Below are 16,779 nucleotides of genomic sequence, written 5' to 3' on the forward strand. Positions count from 1 at the left end.
CAGGACTTTCTTTTATTGATTTTTATGTCGAATAAATGGTGTTTTATTTAAAGTGAAATTAGATGAATTGATTTTATAGGTGTGAAGACCGTTCCCCTCAACTTGTGTAGGGTTTGTAAAGTATAATTCACTTAGACCTGCAATCGATACTCCCAGTATACTGGTAACTTCCATTTGAATTTTAATTTTTGTATATGGATTCAGTGCTTCTTCATTAAAATAACTACTACCTGAATTAAAAACTAAATTAACAATTAAGTTCTTTCTTTGTGTAGTTTCGTTGTATAGCATATAGGATTGTGTCTCATGTTCATGTGCCATAGGTTGAAAATCGTACTTAACAAGATCTTTTTCAAATCGAATTTTGGATATATAAATACTACCTGCTGTTTTTCCTTCAATGACTTTAAAAGGTATTCGAATGGTATAAAAACTTAGTGGTTTTTCTAAATCAATGTCTGAAATGACCATATGAAAACTAGGTGTATCTTTCTGATGAAATTTATGTAAGTAACGATCGGATTCCTTTTGAATCAACATTCTGTCTGTGAATTCAATAATAGAGTAGTTTGATGATGCAAACTGTAAATCTCTATATAACTCTGCACGTTTGTTTTGGTCATCATTAATTCTACTGACTGTACGATTATTTAAATATACTAACAAACTAAAAAGTGTACTTGAACCAAACGATGCAAAAGCAACAATCAGCATCGCAATTCTTATACCAATAACATCAAAATTTGCAGCTAAAAAAGTTCCTGCAAACAATGATATGACAGACGCTATTAAAACAATTAATAAACTAATGACTAAATATAGATATCTTTTATCCTTCATAAAAAAACCCCGATTCAAACGATAATGTAATATAGATTATATCATCAAATAGTCTTTTTCAATAGCGAATAAAATAAAATCATAATGACCAGATATTAAACACTTGATAGCTAATTTTCAATACGCTTTATTTTCTACCAAGGAAGTGGATTGGGTTTAATCTTTTCATCATATAATGATTCTAAAAATGACTTATCTTGATCATTTATTTTGTAATTCACAGCATTTAAATGTTCTTCTAATTGTTCAAGTGATCGAACTCCAGGAATAATTGTTGCAACTGCATTAAAAGACCATATAAATGATAAGGCTACTTCAGTAATTGTTTTTTTTCCTGTTTTATTTTGAATCTCTTTTACATATGCATCTCTTCTATTCTTAACTGCATCAGTCCATCTAGACTTAACACCATCAAAAACCATATCCTTATGATAACTTCCTGTTAACCATCCAGAATCCAATGGTACTTTAATGACTAATGCGATACCTCTTCTTTTAACTTCATCAAAAAGTGATTTTGTCTCTTGGAAGAATATATTAAAAAGTAGTTCAATACAATCAACCTTTAGATGTTTAAGTGTCGTTTCTAATTCTAGTTTAGAATCAATACTGACACCATATCCTTTAATATAGCCTTCTTTTTTTAAATTATCTAGAATCACAAAATGATCTGTCTTGCCTTCTAAAACTTCAAATGGTGGATTATGTAACATCAGTGTGTCAATATAATTTGTATTTAACCTATTTAGACTACCTAACAATGATTCTTTAATTCTACTGGAACTAAAATCAATTTGATCATCCACATGATGTCCAAACTTTGTATTAATGATAACTTTATCTCTCATATCTTTGATTGCTATACCAAGTATGGATTCACTTAAACCAAGCGAATAGTTTGGGGCAGTATCAAAAAAATTTATCCCACTTTGTATTGCTTTTTTGACAAGTGTAACCCCATAATCTTCAGACATTCTAATACCTCTGGATTCATTGCCAAGCGGCCACGCACCAAAACCTAATTGACTAACTCGAGTATTCTTAAGATACAAATTATATTTCATTTCATCACCACATTGATATAAATAAATTCAATTCAATATTACCTAATTACGTGTAATTCTATTTAAATATATTTTATAGAGTACATAGATATAGAATAGATTTATTGTAATTCCAAATCCAAAATATCCATATATATTGAATAAATAGTCGTTGGGTATTAATATAATAGAAATCATTTTAGCAACCCAAAAACCTGGTACAATACCCAATAATGTTTCTGTCCAATGATTGATAAATAACGCTGCAATAGGCACTAATAATATCAATCCTGAACCTTTCATAACAACAAAACCCTCTACTTTATTTGAAGCAAATGCATTAACTATGAGTGCAATTAAAGGCGCTTGTAGACTAGATAGAATAGCAATAAGTAATAAGTCAATTAATTGGGCATTTAAAAAGTTAGTTATCATTAATACAATAAGGGTAGCGATAAACCCAAACAAATAACTTACCAATAGTTTAATGGTTACATAGTAATTTAATTTAACTGGTGTCACTCTAAGTGCAAATAATACGTGATCATCTTGATCATCTAATAAAGTAAACCCAGTAATTGCTCCATAAATGAATGACGTCATGAGTATGAGCATCATAATAAAGATGTTCGCTGATAAATCATTTACATTGACTCTTAAATACGGAACTAACCATAGGGATAATGCTAATAAAACAACAGGATATATCAGGAAAAAAAGATACATTTTTTCTCTTAGAATATTTCTAATTTCATGCGTTAATACTCTACTAAACATTTTTTATACCCCACTTTGTTTGACAGCATAATATTTATATTTAGGAAAAACATAAAATATATACCCCAATATCGATAAAGACACTAAATATATTAAAGATACTATGGTTTCTATCTCTATAACCCCGGAAAATCCCCATTCCATGAGATAGGATGCAGCTTGAGATGGTGATAATATAAGAATATATTTCCAGAATGTTTCTGTGAAAAATATATTAAACTGATATAAAACTGATGGAATTAAAAAAATAAAACTATACATCATAGCAAGCATTAACATGGATGTAAAATCTTTGGAATGATATGAAAATACAAACCCTAGTAAACTATGTAGAAAGATACTAATTATTAATACAGGTATCATTATGAATAGATTCATCGTGACACCTCTTAAAAAATAAAATACAAGTAATATCAATAAACTTGATAACATCATATGAACTGTATTAGATATGACTTTAGACAATATTTGCTCATGATATGTGGTTGGTGTAACTAATATTGTTGATACAGTTTGTTCAGATTTTTCAAAAAACATGACTGAACCTATAAAAAGAATACTCATCATTGTAGCATCGACTGTTATGATAAATGGCAACATCTGATTCAATAAATTCTTATCTTCAATAAAGAACAACAATAAGAACCATACAAGTGCAACAAGAAATGATACCAAAGTCACCTTGTATTTATTAAGTCTAACTAATTCAGATTGAATTAAAAATAGCATTCTAGTCATGATGTAATCCTACACCTGTCACTTTGATAAAAATATCTTCTAATGTCGTTTCTCCTGTATGAATTGTCTCGATATTTTTTTCTCTAATAAGTTTTATAAATTCCTCATTCGTTTTAATGTCATCTAAGTTAAAAATAACTGTCTTTGTTTGATTCTCTTCACTATACTCAACTTTAAGTGTCCTTTGACCATACTTGATTTTCAAGTTTCTAGGAGAATCTATTTCTTTTATCTGTCCATCCACAATAAATGCTACTCTATCACAAAGTTCATCTATATCTGACATTATATGGGATGTTATAAAAACCGTCCCACCTTCTTTTTGATAAATTTTAATCATGTCTTTTAAAATTTTTGCATTACTAGGATCTAATCCATTGGTAGGTTCATCTAAAAAAAGCATTTTAGGTTGATTCAACATCGCTCTTACAAAATTTAGTCGTATTTTCATACCCTTAGAGTACTCACCAACCTTTTTATTTCTATCAGCCCATAATCCAAGTTTTTTCATTAACTGCTCTACATCAGTATGATTTTTATAAAGCTTTTTAAAAAAATTAATATTTTCAAGTGCTGTCAATTTTGAAAAATGGATTGGCATTTCAAAAGATACACCAATGTCTTCATAAAAGTCATGATCTATTTCAACCAAATTTCTACCATCATATTGAATAAAACCCTCATAATGATCAAGTAGTTTAATTAAGATTTTTTGGGTAGTACTTTTACCTGCTCCTGAAGGACCTAAAAAACCAAAAATTTCACCTTTTTTAATATCAAAGTTAATTCCTTTGATTGTATTTTCTTCGTTTTTGGGATATCGGAAACTCAAGTTTTCTACTTTAAACATAGCTTATACCTCTCTTAAATATTTCAATCATCATTTTGATGGATGTTTCATACGATGTATCGTCTAATTTGTGGTGAACAAAAGAGTCAATTGTTAATTTATTTAATAACTCTAGAACCATAGTAGCAAGTACTCTTGGATTTATTTTATCATTAATGATTTTCTTTTCTTGATCATTGATAATCCAAGACTCGTAGATTGAAATCATTTGTTCTAAACCTTTTGTTACTGATGGATTATCTAAATATAAAGGTGATTTAAGCATGAATTCTCCTGCTCTTACAAAATCAGGGTTCTCGGACTTAAATTTTATACCCGCTAAATAAATTGCCTCTATTCGCTCTATAAAATTCAGATTCACTGCTTCAAATATACTTTTAAAATAATATCTTTTTATTGAACTAATATAATCCATGATATATTCATACATATCCATCTTATCTTCAAAGTACTGGTAAAAAGACCCTCTTGGAATATTAGCATCTTTTATAATGTTTTGAATATTCACATATTCAAAACTGGTTTTAGAGACCTCATTTATTATTGCTTGAGTGATTCTACTTTTTTTATCTTCATTCAGTTTGTTAAATGTATCTTTTGGCATTATGTCCCTCAAAATGACAAGGTTGTCATATTTATATTATACACTCAAATTATAAAATTACAATCCATAAATATTTCTCATAAAAAAAAGTTGACACATTATCAACTTTTTTTACCTATAGCATTCAATCAATTTTCACACTGATACATAACTTGGTCGAATTCATGTTTCCCGCTAACTTTGTTTAGACGAACACTTTTATCTAAAGTCATGAATTTCATTCCTAACTTTTCCATCAATTTGATAGAAGCTATATTTCTACTATCAGCCGTTGCATAAAATACATGATAACCTAATGCAATTCCCATCTTCATCATGGCTGATACTGCCTCAAAAGCTATGCCTTTTCTTTGATAGTCTTCATGTAGAATCCATCCAAGTTCAGCTTTTTTTTCTAATGCATTTAATATAAGTGCAACACCACCTATGATTTTACCTTGATAATCAATACCTAGTTCATAGTATGTTATTGGTTTTTCATTCAAACATTTCATGGTATATTCAATAAATTTCTTTGTTTCATCCAATGTATTAGGACCCCAAAGCATATATTTACAAATCGTTTCACTTGATGCATATGCATGAACACTTTCTAAGTCGTTTAATGTTATGGGTCTAAGTATGATTCTAGCTGTTTCAATCCTCATGGTTATCCTCTAAAGTAAATGTCTTATTTATGATTTAATAGCAACTCTCAGTTTTGCTGATCGAGATCTTGGATTATTAAATACTTCATCTTTTGTTGGAATTAATGGACCATCAATAAATTTAAATACACCTTCGTTATAATATTGCTTAAACGCTTTTTTAACCAATCTGTCCTCACCTGAATGAAATGTTAATATCGCTACCCTACCCTCTTTTTTCAAAATTTTAGGTAGTTTATCCAATAATTCATATAGGACTTCAAATTCATTATTTACATCAATTCTTAATGCTTGAAACGTACGACTGGTTGCTTTCTTAAGTTCTTCAGCATAAATAGATTTTGGCACTTTATGAAGGGCTTTACCTATAACATTGTATAGTTCTTTTGTCGTTTGAATAAATCGACCTTGTTGCTTTTCTTTTGTAATCTCAGCAGCAATTTCTTTTGCATACACTTCATCTGAGTTTTCAATCAACATATATTCAATTTCTAACTCACTTAATCCTAGTAATCGAATATGTGCAGGCTCTCCAGTATCTGGATTCATTCTTAAATCCAGTGGGCCATCTTCACGAAATGTAAAACCTCGTTCAGGGTTATCAATTTGCATCGAAGAAACCCCTAAATCAGCTAAAACAAAGTCAAAACCATCAACACCTATCAAATCGATATCTTTAAAGTTTAGATTATGTAGTGTAAAATCGTTTAAATCATATCCTAGCCTCTCTAAACGACTTTTTGTTTTAGGTAATTCAATCGGGTCTTGATCAACTCCATATAAATGACCTGTATGATTTAGTTTTTTTAGTATCTCTTGACTATGACCACCAAATCCAAGTGTTAAATCAACACCAATTTCATCTTTTTTAATGTCAAGAAATGATAAAATTTCATCTACCATTATTGGACGATGTGACCCTGCGGGTGTATTTCCTTTTTCCATAACACGTTGCACAGTTTCTTGATATTTATCAGGATTTTTTTCTTTATATTTTTCACTATACTTTTTAGGATATAATCCACTGTATCTTTTTCTTCTTGTTGGTTTCTTTTCTTCCATCTCTAATAACCTTTCAATGTAGACGATTCGTATCCAAATTCATACGCCATACTTATTCTATCATACCCATTGAATTATAACTAAACCTGTTTATAGTAATCTTAATTAATTATTGAATACTTCTAGGAATAACCCTAAGAAAAAAGGTGCTATAATATCAAATGAGGTGCATCCAATATGTCAAAATTAGAAATTTATTTAAAACCAAAAGAAGAGTTTAGATTGTTAAGAGGAGAAAGTTTTGTTTACTCCAATGAAATTGAAAGTTTTGAAGGAAGCTTAATCTCTGGCCAAGAGGCTTATGTTTATAGTTCAAAAAAAGTTTTCATTGGTAAAGGTTTCTTAAATACCGAATCAAAAATTGTCGTAAGATTACTCACCAGAAAAGATATTGATTTAAATAAAGATTTTTTTAGAGATCTGATTAAGAGTGCCTATGAATCTAGAAAAGACTTAGGTTTTGACAATGCTTATCGTTTATTCTTCTCAGAGGCTGATGGAATACCTGGTTTGATTATTGACAAATATGGAGATTATTTAGTTATTCAAGTCACTTCACTAGGTGTGGATTTAAGAAAACATATGATTGTAGATATTTTAGTTGAATTACTTAATCCATTAGGAATATATGAAAGAAACGATGTTCCTTCTAGGAAAAAAGAAGGCCTTGAACTCATCAAAGGAACACTTTATGGTGATGTTCCTGATGAAGTTTTAATTTATGAAAATGATATAAAACTACTTATTGATATTAAAAATGGACAAAAAACAGGTACCTTCTTAGACCAAAAACACAATCATTTCGCAATTAAACCTTATGTACGTGATAAAGAAGTTTTGGACTGTTTTTCCCATATAGGTGGATTTGCATTGCATGCTGCATCATTTGGAGCTAAGCATGTACTTGCTTTAGATATTTCTAAGGATGCAACAGATAGAATACTTGCGAATGCTAAACTCAACAACTTATCCTTAGAAGTTGATACATGTGATGTTTTTGAAAGACTTAGAACCTTTAATCAAGAGGGAAGAAAGTTTGATGTCATCATTCTAGACCCACCTGCATTTGCTAAAAAAAGTGATGACATTAAAAAAGCTTACCAAGGCTATAAAGAAATCAATCTACAAGCAATGAAAATGTTACGTCCTGGTGGATATCTTATTACATGCAGTTGTAGTCATTATATGTATCCTGATACATTTTTAGAAATGTTAGGAGATGCAACTTTAGACAGTAAACGTCGTATTCAAATGATTGATTTTAAAATTCAAGATAGTGATCATCCCGTACTATTTTCAGCGGATGCATCATTATACTTAAAATATATTGTTCTAAGAGTTAGCGATTTTATCTAATATAAAATAAAAAATCTAATCATTATTTCTTCAAAATTGAAGATTATAAAATGATTAGATTTTTTTTATTTTTAAGTATTAAGCATTCACTCTTTGACTCAATACGCCATCAACAATGACATAAACTTTATCACAAAATTCTAACATTCTCTCATCATGAGTAACCATAATGGTAGCCTTTTTTTGTTCTTTAGTCTCTCTTGCAAGTAGCTTAACAACCTCATATGCTTTGTTTGTATCTAAACTTGCTGTAGGCTCATCTGCAAAAATTACATTTGGATTATGATATAGTGCTTTTGCAATTGCAGAACGTTGTCTTTCTCCACCAGATAATTCATTTGGATATTTATCTTTAAGTTTTTCAACACCAAGTTTATCAAACAACTCAGTCATCCAAACTTTATCAACTTTAGAACGCATAATCTTGTTATATAAAACGAGTTGTTCTTTAACAGTTAGAAACGGGATTAGATTTGATGCTTGTAAAATAAAACCAATTTCTTCTAGTCTTAACTTCGATTTCTCCTTAACTGATAATTCACTAAATGGTTTACCGTTTAAAAATACTTGTCCTGTTGAAGGTTTTTGAAGACCACCTAATATGGTTAGAAAGGTTGATTTTCCAGATCCACTCGGACCAACGATGCCAATCATCTCACCTTCATATGCCACGAAGTTTGTAGGTTTTAATGCTCGAATAACATTATCTCCTTGTAAGAAATCCTTCGTTACATTCTTCATTTCAATTAATACTTTTTTCATGTTAACCTCCAATTGCCTTTAATGGGTCAATTTTTAATACAGCAGATACAGAGAATAATCCTCCAAATAATGCAAATAAGAAAAATGCTAATGTGATAATAATATAGAATAAGACATTGGTTGCTAATGGAACTATATCACTTAAGAAAAATACAGATACTTCAGTTAATATAAAGCCTATGATGATACCAATACCCACTAATAGTAATGTTTGAATTAATACAGATCCTGCAATATATCCATTCGATATACCTTGTGCCTTCATAACCCCAAACATACTTGTTTTTTGAATCGTTAGAACATACACAAAGATACCTAATACAAATGCAACAATAATGATTAAAAATACTATCATAATCGTAAATGTTAATACTTGTGCTGTATAACCTGGAAGTGTGAAAATATAATCATCAATCGTGTAACTTGATAGTTTACTTTCGATGCTATCAATTTCTCCTCTTACAACAATTCCGCTAAATAGATTTGGAGGTGTATTGGTTGAAAAACGGTATGCTTGCCATGTTGATAAAGCCATATAAATTACCGGTGCTGTTTGATAGGTAGCATTTTTTGTAAAACCAATGATTTCAAGTTCAATTTCACTTCCTGAAATAGCAATCATATCACCGATTCCATACCCATTTTTTGACAATTCATCACTCACAATGACTTGATTACCGGTAAGTGTTTGATTTGAATCCGTTGGTTTTAAAAATCCGTCATCTTCAATACCAAATAAGTAGATATTAAGTCTTGTATCGAGGTCTTCTACTTCTTGTGGATTTTTAATAACAGCAGGAAATAATCCAATTTTAGCTTTTTCTCCATCAATATTTGTATTATTAAAATCAGTTTGTGTCATAAATGACATCATCAAATTATCATTTGCATCCACGGTCATAATGATTTGATCACTTTCCCATTTATTCACTGCATTGGTATAAGAACTAGCTAATCCATATGCCAGTGAAGTTAGAAAGTATACTAAATAGCTAACCAAAACTACAACTGCGATAATAAGTGCAAATTTTTGTTTTGCATATTTTAATTCTTTAAATGCTAAGAACATTGTTATACTCCCTTCTTTATTAATTTAATAATATCTTTTTCTATTTTTTCAGGTTTAACGAGTGGAGCATATCGTCTGATGACACGTCCATTTTGGTCCACTAAAAATTTCGTGAAATTCCATTTAATTTTTTGATTAAACAAACCTTTTTCATGTCTTTTTAAATATGTATATAAAATGGATTCATCTGGACCATTCACATTGATCTTATTGAATCTTTTAAATTCAGTTTCATATTTTGAAACACAAAATTCGTCAATTTCCTGATTCGATCCTTTTGCATCTGAAAACTGATTACTTGGAAAATCTAATATTTCAAATCCTTGGCTTTTATATTTTTGATATAAATATTGTAGCCCTTTGTATTGTGGTGTAAAAAAACAGGTTGTCGCTGTGTTGACAATTAACAACACTTTACCTTTATAATCTTTAAGCTCTACAAGATTAAAATCCTTGTCTTCTACATAAATTTGATATAAACTCATGTTTAATTCCTCCTTATTTCTATTCATAACTTCATGTTATAATATCTTATATATTACTTTTTTATCTAGAAGATCAACCCAATAAATTCGATCTTATCTATCTAGATATCCAAACAGGTGTTATAACCGGTATTGATACAGCACTCCAAATTCTTAAATTTAATCAATTTGCTAAAATCATTTTTTTAACAAGTTCAGAGTCTTATGTTTTTAATGCATTTGAGGCTAAAGCAACAAACTATTTGATCAAGAATCTTCATGATGATAAGTTTGAAAATATATTTTTATCTACAATTCAAGATTTGAATAATCCCTCTAATAAAGATGTAATATTGTTCAAAAGTCAGCAATCAGAGATGTCGTTTATTCTGTTTGATATTACATATTTTGAAAGTTATAAACGACAAATTAGAGTTCATTTATATAGTAAAGAGGTCCTATTAAGTGACATACTAAATCTTAAAAAAGAGAATATCGTTTTCAATATAGAACAAGGTTATATACAATCAATGTTAAAGATTAAAGGATATCTTCAACTAGATCAACATAACTCTACACGTTGGGATTATGCACTTACTACAAATGAAACCTATACAAAAAATGATACTCAGTATATTCAAAAAGGGCTATATTTTAAGAATGATGTTGGGAATCTTGAGGATTTCTTAATAGATTATGAAGTCGAACCAGGACTTGATAACCGTGATGTGTATGTTTTTGGAATTATTTATGATTGGAATCCTAATCGTAAAACTGGAGAATATACATTTCTGAGACATTAACATTTGACTACTTAACAACTCAATCCGAATTATAAAAAAGTTTGAATGACGTATGAATTCATATGTTATGCAAACTTTTTAAATCTTATTTATATATATTTCTTTAATTCTGGCATCGACTTATAAATGAAGATTCCTGCAGATGCAATTACAATCTGTAAAATATTGCCGGGTACACTTCTAAGTGCTGCAAATCCTGATGATAGGAATATTGCTTCAAAAATAAAGTATCCGATAACAATCACTGCACCACCCAATCCAAGAGCTATCCAATTTTTGACCTTTGAACTACCTTGTCCGTCTTTATGTTGTGCAATGAGACCAAATAGAAAACCAGCAATTAAACGTATGATAAATGTGCCAATAGCCCATGCGGACCATGGTGATAATAAATCAAATAGGCTCATACCGATAGCTCCTGATAAAGCTCCATAATATTTACCATATTTAATGGATATTAAAAACATTACGAGAGTTCCTAAGTGTGTAAGACCACCGAATGCTCCGAAAGCAGGCAATTGAATACCTATATAAGTAAAAACAAACACAATCGCCGAAAAAAGCGAACCATATATTAGATGAATTGGTTTAATATTTTTTATATTCATAAATGTTCTTCTCCTAGAAACATATTGATGCATTTATATTAAAAACTATCCTAAAATAATTATACTATTTAGTTTGAATATATACCTATAAAAGGCTTAAGATATATTAAATTTTTAAGGATAAATATTTAAGAATTGATGATTCATGTTAACACATGAATCATCCAAATAAACGCTTCTACTAAATTTTTTTGACTAATAAATTTTTTATTATAGGTTTTAAAGATTAAACGTCTTTTAATACTATCAAAGGTAATTAAACCTATTTCTATATGATAATAACAAAAAATAAATTTTATTTCTTTATCAAAATGGAGCACTTGATGAGACTTTAATGTATTTGGCGTTAATGTCTGCCAATCTCTTAATAGTTGATAATCTTGATTTGTAACTTTTCTTAGAGCATATTGATCATGTTGAAAAACATATTCTCTTTTTAAAACACGTTTATGATTCAAATAGTGTATCAAATCAATATCGTTTGTGATTGTAATAAATTCATATTTTTCACTATAGAAAACATCTGTGTACATGTCATTGATTAAATCAACAACATAAGCGCCATCACCTAATGGCTCTGGGTGTGGATAAAACTTTTTAATTAAATTTCTTGGTACAGTTATTTTTACATTCTTCATAACTTTTCTCCTATTGGCTTTGCCAACATATTTACAGGTAGAACCTGTATTACCCTCTGTACCAAGGTGATTAAATTATATCATGTTTGTATATCTATAAACACATATCTTACTTATCTAATGATTCGATTACATGATAATCTATCAATCATTAATGAATCTAGTTTTTTCTCTGGTGTTATTTCTTTGGCAACGATCATACCTTTGTGTCGTTCAATTTTCTTCTGAATCGTTAAAACAATCTAAAACCCTAGAAATAACCACCAAAGAAATATAAACACTAAACCTAAGAGTAGAATTTCTTTAACCTTATCAAAAAATGTATTTACAATAATCTGTTGATCACTGCCAAGTATTAATAAATCTCCTCTGATAAACGTGCATGTATCTGGTTCAATAACTTCTGCTTTGTACCAATAACCATTCGAATGATCAGTTTTTTGTACACCTATCATCAAATGATTCATATCAACAATTGTAATCATATAGTCATCTAAATTTTGATTTTTAATATTTTTAATTTGTTGAATGAATTGATCTTTGTTATATGGATACTGATACTTTATTTTCTGCACCATTATATTTTATTACCTATCTATTTTTTTTGAAATATTTCCAGATTTTATAACTATCCATTAATATCCATACAAATATAGTTAAAGTGGATAGGATATTAATGGAAATTAATAAGTTTTGATTCTCCAAGTACAGTGAACTAAAGATAATAAGTAGAATTGGATATACGTAATGACTTATACTTCTTAATATTCGTACAATTTTCATGAAGAAGTGTTTTTCTCTATCTTTATTAAGAACTAATAACAATGTTATAAATAATTGAAAGAGCATATATGAAAGTGATATAATCACTAAAAATCCTGTACGATTAAGCATAGAACTTATGATTAATGCAATAACTAATCCTAAAAAGAGATATGTAAGGATAAATTTTATACGGCTTCTTAGCAAGTGATCTGTATTCACTTTTCTAAAAAATAAACCAATCAATTTAGCTATTGCAGTTAAAATTAATTCTCCAAATAATTGGCCAAATAATTCTATAAGTACCTCAATTAATACTTCCATTTATAAAATCCCCTAAATTAGTATTTAAATGTATTGTAGCATATAAATTAGTAAAATTGATTGATATATATAATACACTTACAGAATTAAAAAAACCGATTAAAAACTCAAGATTATACGAATCATTCATCATCTGTTTTAAGTAATTTTCTCCCAATTTGTTCTGCTTTTGTGTGAATGGCAAGTTCAGGATATGTTTCAAAAAGACTTACATTCATCGCATTTTTCAGTTTAATTAAGTAAATATCATGATGTATGTGCTCAGAAACAATACTAATCATAAGATGATTTTGAGTCGCAGTTGCTTGCCATTCATTTCTAAATGGATCAAAATTAGCAACTAATACTGAGTTTAAATCACTAACTAACATCAGTCTATTTGAAGAGGGTTCACTTATTTGATGACTAAATATAAATACATTAGGTTTTGAATAATTTGTCTTAGAAAACGTAAATATATAAACATCAACACCTTTTCGATTTAAAAAATCAAAAGCATCTTCAAATAATTCCAAAGGTAAATCCGTACTCATATAAACTTCATCCCTAGACTCATACAAAAGCGTTCTAGCCTTACCCAGTATAGAATCAAAACCATTTAAGTTGAAATATGGTGTTTTAAGTGGTTGAATTTTAACTTTTTCAAACTCTTTTTTAAGTTTGATCATATTTTCATTATGCTTAAAATCTAGCGTATTTAATAGTTCTTTAGGATCTTGTGCATAATATAATTCTTTTTTACCACTTTCTAGTAATAACATACCTTCTTGATGCATTTTGTCAACAATAGGATATGTAGATGAACGGGATAATCTAATATTTTTAGAAATCTCATAGACTGTTTGACCTGGATTTTCTAGTAAATACATGTAAATGATCGATTCATTTTCTGAAAAATATGTGGATTTGAGTAAATCTATTAGTTTATTCATTTTATATACCTCTTTTTATAACGTTGTTTTTATTATACAACTAAATTTTAATTTGTTTATAGATTTAAGTTAAGTTTAAATTTACAGTTACACAGTGTATAATGTATATGGAATTTAGTGAGGTACTAAATATGAAAATTAGACAAGCAACACTAGATGATATTGAAGATATTTTATCTGTCATTAAAGAAGCTCAACAAAGAATGAGACTTGCTGGAATGACTCAGTGGCAAAACAACTATCCAAATCATGAGATTATCAAAAGTGATATTCTAAATGAAGCCATCTTTGTTCTACTCGTGGATCATAAAATTATAGGAACGATGAGTGTTTTTTCATATGACTCAGTATATGATGCAATCAAAGGATCATGGCTCAATGATAATCCATATAAAGTCATCCATAGAATCGCTCTTTCTAATGACTTTCTAGGTAAAGGAATGACAGAAACTATGATTAACTTCGTTTTTAAGCATTTCAATTCAAAAGATATTCGAATCGATACTCATCCTCTAAATCAACCCATGATAAAATCTTTAGAACGACAAGGATTTAAATATTGTGGAATCGTACATGTAACTACAGATACGGATACTACGAGATATGCATATCATAAACATATAGAGTAACATTTATAATCAGATGTTTACATCTAGAAAGGTATGCTCTATATCTTGGTAACTTAAGTTAGAAATTTCCGCTTATATTGTATGCTATAATAAATTAAGGAGATGATATAAAAATGAAAGTAATTAATGAATACTATACACTAAGTAATGGTGTCAAATTACCAAAAATTGGCTTTGGTACTTGGCAAATTAAAGATGGGGATGAAGCATATGAATCTGTTATGATGGCTTTAAAAAATGGATACCGTCATATCGATACGGCTGAAGGTTATCAAAATGAAGCCTCTGTTGGAAAAGCAATTCGTGATTCTGGTATCCCTAGACATGAGATTTTTGTCACATCTAAGTTAGAGTCACATATTAAGTCATATGAGGGTGCAATAGAGGCATTTAATAAAACAATGCAAGCTCTAGAATTTGACTATCTTGACTTATTTTTAATTCATGCGCCATGGCCATGGAGTGAAATTGGCAAAGAATGTCATGAAGGTAATGTTGCAGCATATAAAGCTATGGAAAAACTCTATAAAGAAGGAAAAATAAGAGCTATTGGTATCTCTAACTTCTCTCCTGTAGACATCGATAATATTATTAATCATTGTGAAATTGTTCCACATGTTAATCAAATTGCATACTATATTGGTCTAGACCAAAAAGCAACCATAGACCACTGTAATAAACACAATATTTTTGTTGAAGCATATTCACCATTAGGTACAGGAAGATTATTGAATCATCCAACCATTAATGAAATAGCAGATAAATATGATGTATCTGCTGCTCAAATTTGTATTAGATATTGTCTTCAAAAAGGTACTGCTCCATTACCTAAATCAACACATGAAGGACGTATTATCATGAATACCCAAGTTGATTTCGAAATATCATCAGAAGACATGCTCATTTTAGATTCAGTTAAAAAAGATTTCTAATCCTAATATTTAAAAAACTAGAACATGATTGTTCTAGTTTTTTTCTATTTTAAAGTTTTTATTAAACCTTCATAAGTGTCTAAAACAATTTGTTTAATAAGTTCTTTATGATCAAGTTCATCAACGAGATACATGGGCTTTGCACCAGAATAAGGTATTTCTTCTTGTAATTGGTACTTTAGTGTCTCTTCGACCTTTTTTACTAAAAATCTATCACCATAGAGTCCACCAAACAAAACACCTCGATAATAAAATAAGTATCCACCCATCATAGGTCTGGAATTGATTTCATCTAATAAATTGAGTTGTTCTAAAACGAAATTTTTAAATTCTTTTGAAGTTGCCATTATACCCCTACCTTGTTCAAACAAAGTATTAATCAATTATACTCTATTGTTTTTGTCTCTACAAAATCAAATAAATCTTCAAAATCTCCTGTTGTTGACATGATTAAACCATGACATACGACAATAACCTTTTTTAAATGTTTATACTGATCAAGTACCCCAAATAAGCGTTTCTTTAAAGCATCATAAGATTCCCAAGGATACTTTGTATGTTCATTTCTTATACCCTTACTTTCACGGTACTCATGGTATAACTTCGTAAAATCATCTATCTTATACTGATGTGTTGTATCTGGCATCCATTCATGTAAATCATTTTCAACCGTAAGTTTTATGCCAGTTATTCTAGATATGGTTGCAGCTGTTTGAAGTGCTCTTGTATAAGGTGATGATATGATTATATCTGCGCCTAACAAACTTTCATCATGTCCACGGCGTTGTGCTTGTAACTCACCATTTGAGGTTAATCTTCCTAGTTCATGTCCCATTCCAAAGTATCCTCTTCCATCTACTTCGTCATAGCGTGGTTCAGCGTGTCGAATCAAAATAAATTTGGCCATTTTATTCTCCTTTATTGTTTATATAAATGTAT

22 protein-coding genes are annotated in these 16,779 nt (G+C 29.3%); 4 read left to right on the plus strand and 18 right to left on the minus strand.

The features are described from left to right. Positions 1 to 12: 12 nt before the first annotated feature. The 8 genes from B5X49_RS01180 to rsmH form a co-directional block, all read right to left on the minus strand. Positions 13 to 840: a hypothetical protein gene (locus B5X49_RS01180; RefSeq protein ID WP_045749374.1), complete on the minus strand. Its 828-nt coding sequence runs from the start codon at positions 838 to 840 to the stop codon at positions 13 to 15. Positions 841 to 974: 134 nt separating this feature from the next. After that, complete coding sequence (locus tag B5X49_RS01185) at positions 975 to 1,904, minus strand: aldo/keto reductase (protein ID WP_045749375.1); 930 nt, start codon at positions 1,902 to 1,904, stop codon at positions 975 to 977. 42 nt (positions 1,905 to 1,946) lie between these two features. After that, positions 1,947 to 2,660, minus strand: coding sequence for a hypothetical protein (locus tag B5X49_RS01190; RefSeq protein ID WP_045749376.1), 714 nt, complete (start codon positions 2,658 to 2,660; stop codon positions 1,947 to 1,949). A gap of 3 nt (positions 2,661 to 2,663) precedes the next feature. Beyond that, on the minus strand, positions 2,664 to 3,398 hold the full coding sequence (locus B5X49_RS01195; protein ID WP_045749377.1) for an ABC transporter permease: 735 nt from the start codon (positions 3,396 to 3,398) through the stop codon (positions 2,664 to 2,666). Next, on the minus strand, positions 3,391 to 4,248 hold the full coding sequence (locus tag B5X49_RS01200) for an ABC transporter ATP-binding protein (RefSeq protein ID WP_045749378.1): 858 nt from the start codon (positions 4,246 to 4,248) through the stop codon (positions 3,391 to 3,393). Before B5X49_RS01200 ends, B5X49_RS01195 begins: the two co-directional genes overlap by 8 nt. Further along, positions 4,241 to 4,852, minus strand: a complete 612-nt coding sequence (locus tag B5X49_RS01205) for a TetR/AcrR family transcriptional regulator (RefSeq protein ID WP_052670029.1) — start codon at positions 4,850 to 4,852, stop codon at positions 4,241 to 4,243. The genes B5X49_RS01200 and B5X49_RS01205 overlap by 8 nt, the downstream gene beginning before the upstream one ends. A 128-nt stretch (positions 4,853 to 4,980) precedes the next feature. Next, positions 4,981 to 5,499, minus strand: a complete 519-nt coding sequence (locus tag B5X49_RS01210; RefSeq protein ID WP_052670031.1) for a GNAT family N-acetyltransferase — start codon at positions 5,497 to 5,499, stop codon at positions 4,981 to 4,983. Between the two features lie 27 nt (positions 5,500 to 5,526). Continuing rightward, positions 5,527 to 6,561: a 16S rRNA (cytosine(1402)-N(4))-methyltransferase RsmH gene (gene rsmH, locus B5X49_RS01215; RefSeq protein ID WP_045749379.1), complete on the minus strand. Its 1,035-nt coding sequence runs from the start codon at positions 6,559 to 6,561 to the stop codon at positions 5,527 to 5,529. A 177-nt stretch (positions 6,562 to 6,738) separates the two neighbouring features. On the opposite strand from rsmH, the gene B5X49_RS01220 reads away from it, so the two are divergent. Then, the gene (locus tag B5X49_RS01220) at positions 6,739 to 7,917 is read left to right on the plus strand and encodes a class I SAM-dependent rRNA methyltransferase (protein WP_045749380.1); all 1,179 of its coding nucleotides are present in this window, start codon (positions 6,739 to 6,741) and stop codon (positions 7,915 to 7,917) included. Between the two features lie 78 nt (positions 7,918 to 7,995). On the opposite strand, the gene B5X49_RS01225 is transcribed toward B5X49_RS01220, so the two are convergent. From B5X49_RS01225 to B5X49_RS01235, 3 genes are read right to left on the minus strand one after another with little or no spacing between them, the layout of a single operon-like run. Next, positions 7,996 to 8,679, minus strand: a complete 684-nt coding sequence (locus B5X49_RS01225) for an ABC transporter ATP-binding protein (protein WP_045749381.1) — start codon at positions 8,677 to 8,679, stop codon at positions 7,996 to 7,998. A 1-nt stretch (position 8,680) separates the two neighbouring features. Further along, positions 8,681 to 9,748, minus strand: a complete 1,068-nt coding sequence (locus B5X49_RS01230) for an FtsX-like permease family protein (RefSeq protein ID WP_045749382.1) — start codon at positions 9,746 to 9,748, stop codon at positions 8,681 to 8,683. A 2-nt stretch (positions 9,749 to 9,750) separates the two neighbouring features. Beyond that, a complete protein-coding gene (locus B5X49_RS01235) occupies positions 9,751 to 10,233 on the minus strand; it encodes a glutathione peroxidase (protein WP_045749383.1) in 483 nt (160 codons plus the stop codon). A 242-nt stretch (positions 10,234 to 10,475) separates the two neighbouring features. Here B5X49_RS01235 and B5X49_RS01240 point away from each other — a divergent pair, with 242 nt between their 5' ends. Next, positions 10,476 to 11,015, plus strand: a complete 540-nt coding sequence (locus B5X49_RS01240) for a hypothetical protein (RefSeq protein WP_045749384.1) — start codon at positions 10,476 to 10,478, stop codon at positions 11,013 to 11,015. A gap of 89 nt (positions 11,016 to 11,104) precedes the next feature. Here B5X49_RS01240 and B5X49_RS01245 read toward each other — a convergent pair whose 3' ends face one another. The 5 genes from B5X49_RS01245 to B5X49_RS01265 form a co-directional block, all read right to left on the minus strand. Further along, the gene (locus tag B5X49_RS01245) at positions 11,105 to 11,623 is read right to left on the minus strand and encodes an ECF transporter S component (RefSeq protein WP_045749385.1); all 519 of its coding nucleotides are present in this window, start codon (positions 11,621 to 11,623) and stop codon (positions 11,105 to 11,107) included. A 143-nt stretch (positions 11,624 to 11,766) separates the two neighbouring features. After that, positions 11,767 to 12,261 (minus strand): hypothetical protein, encoded by a 495-nt coding sequence (locus B5X49_RS01250; RefSeq protein WP_045749386.1) that lies wholly within the window; start codon positions 12,259 to 12,261, stop codon positions 11,767 to 11,769. 242 nt (positions 12,262 to 12,503) lie between these two features. Next, entirely contained in the window at positions 12,504 to 12,839 is a 336-nt protein-coding gene (locus B5X49_RS01255; protein ID WP_045749387.1) for a hypothetical protein, read from the minus strand. A 13-nt stretch (positions 12,840 to 12,852) separates the two neighbouring features. Then, the gene (locus B5X49_RS01260) at positions 12,853 to 13,347 is read right to left on the minus strand and encodes a hypothetical protein (protein ID WP_045749388.1); all 495 of its coding nucleotides are present in this window, start codon (positions 13,345 to 13,347) and stop codon (positions 12,853 to 12,855) included. A gap of 122 nt (positions 13,348 to 13,469) precedes the next feature. Then, on the minus strand, positions 13,470 to 14,279 hold the full coding sequence (locus B5X49_RS01265) for a TrmB family transcriptional regulator (RefSeq protein WP_045749389.1): 810 nt from the start codon (positions 14,277 to 14,279) through the stop codon (positions 13,470 to 13,472). A 131-nt stretch (positions 14,280 to 14,410) separates the two neighbouring features. On the opposite strand from B5X49_RS01265, the gene B5X49_RS01270 reads away from it, so the two are divergent. Together B5X49_RS01270 and B5X49_RS01275 are read left to right on the plus strand one after the other, a co-directional pair. Beyond that, the gene (locus B5X49_RS01270; protein ID WP_045749390.1) at positions 14,411 to 14,908 is read left to right on the plus strand and encodes a GNAT family N-acetyltransferase; all 498 of its coding nucleotides are present in this window, start codon (positions 14,411 to 14,413) and stop codon (positions 14,906 to 14,908) included. Between the two features lie 113 nt (positions 14,909 to 15,021). Beyond that, the gene (locus B5X49_RS01275) at positions 15,022 to 15,840 is read left to right on the plus strand and encodes an aldo/keto reductase (RefSeq protein ID WP_045749391.1); all 819 of its coding nucleotides are present in this window, start codon (positions 15,022 to 15,024) and stop codon (positions 15,838 to 15,840) included. 44 nt (positions 15,841 to 15,884) lie between these two features. On the opposite strand, the gene B5X49_RS01280 is transcribed toward B5X49_RS01275, so the two are convergent. Together B5X49_RS01280 and B5X49_RS01285 are read right to left on the minus strand one after the other, a co-directional pair. Further along, positions 15,885 to 16,187 (minus strand): TfoX/Sxy family protein, encoded by a 303-nt coding sequence (locus B5X49_RS01280; RefSeq protein ID WP_045749392.1) that lies wholly within the window; start codon positions 16,185 to 16,187, stop codon positions 15,885 to 15,887. A 32-nt stretch (positions 16,188 to 16,219) separates the two neighbouring features. Next, positions 16,220 to 16,747: a histidine phosphatase family protein gene (locus B5X49_RS01285; RefSeq protein ID WP_052670034.1), complete on the minus strand. Its 528-nt coding sequence runs from the start codon at positions 16,745 to 16,747 to the stop codon at positions 16,220 to 16,222. Positions 16,748 to 16,779: the final 32 nt, after the last annotated feature.

Origin of the sequence: Acholeplasma oculi, from assembly GCF_900166985.1 — a bacterium.
Classification (GTDB): domain Bacteria; phylum Bacillota_I; class Bacilli_A; order Acholeplasmatales; family Acholeplasmataceae; genus Acholeplasma; species Acholeplasma oculi.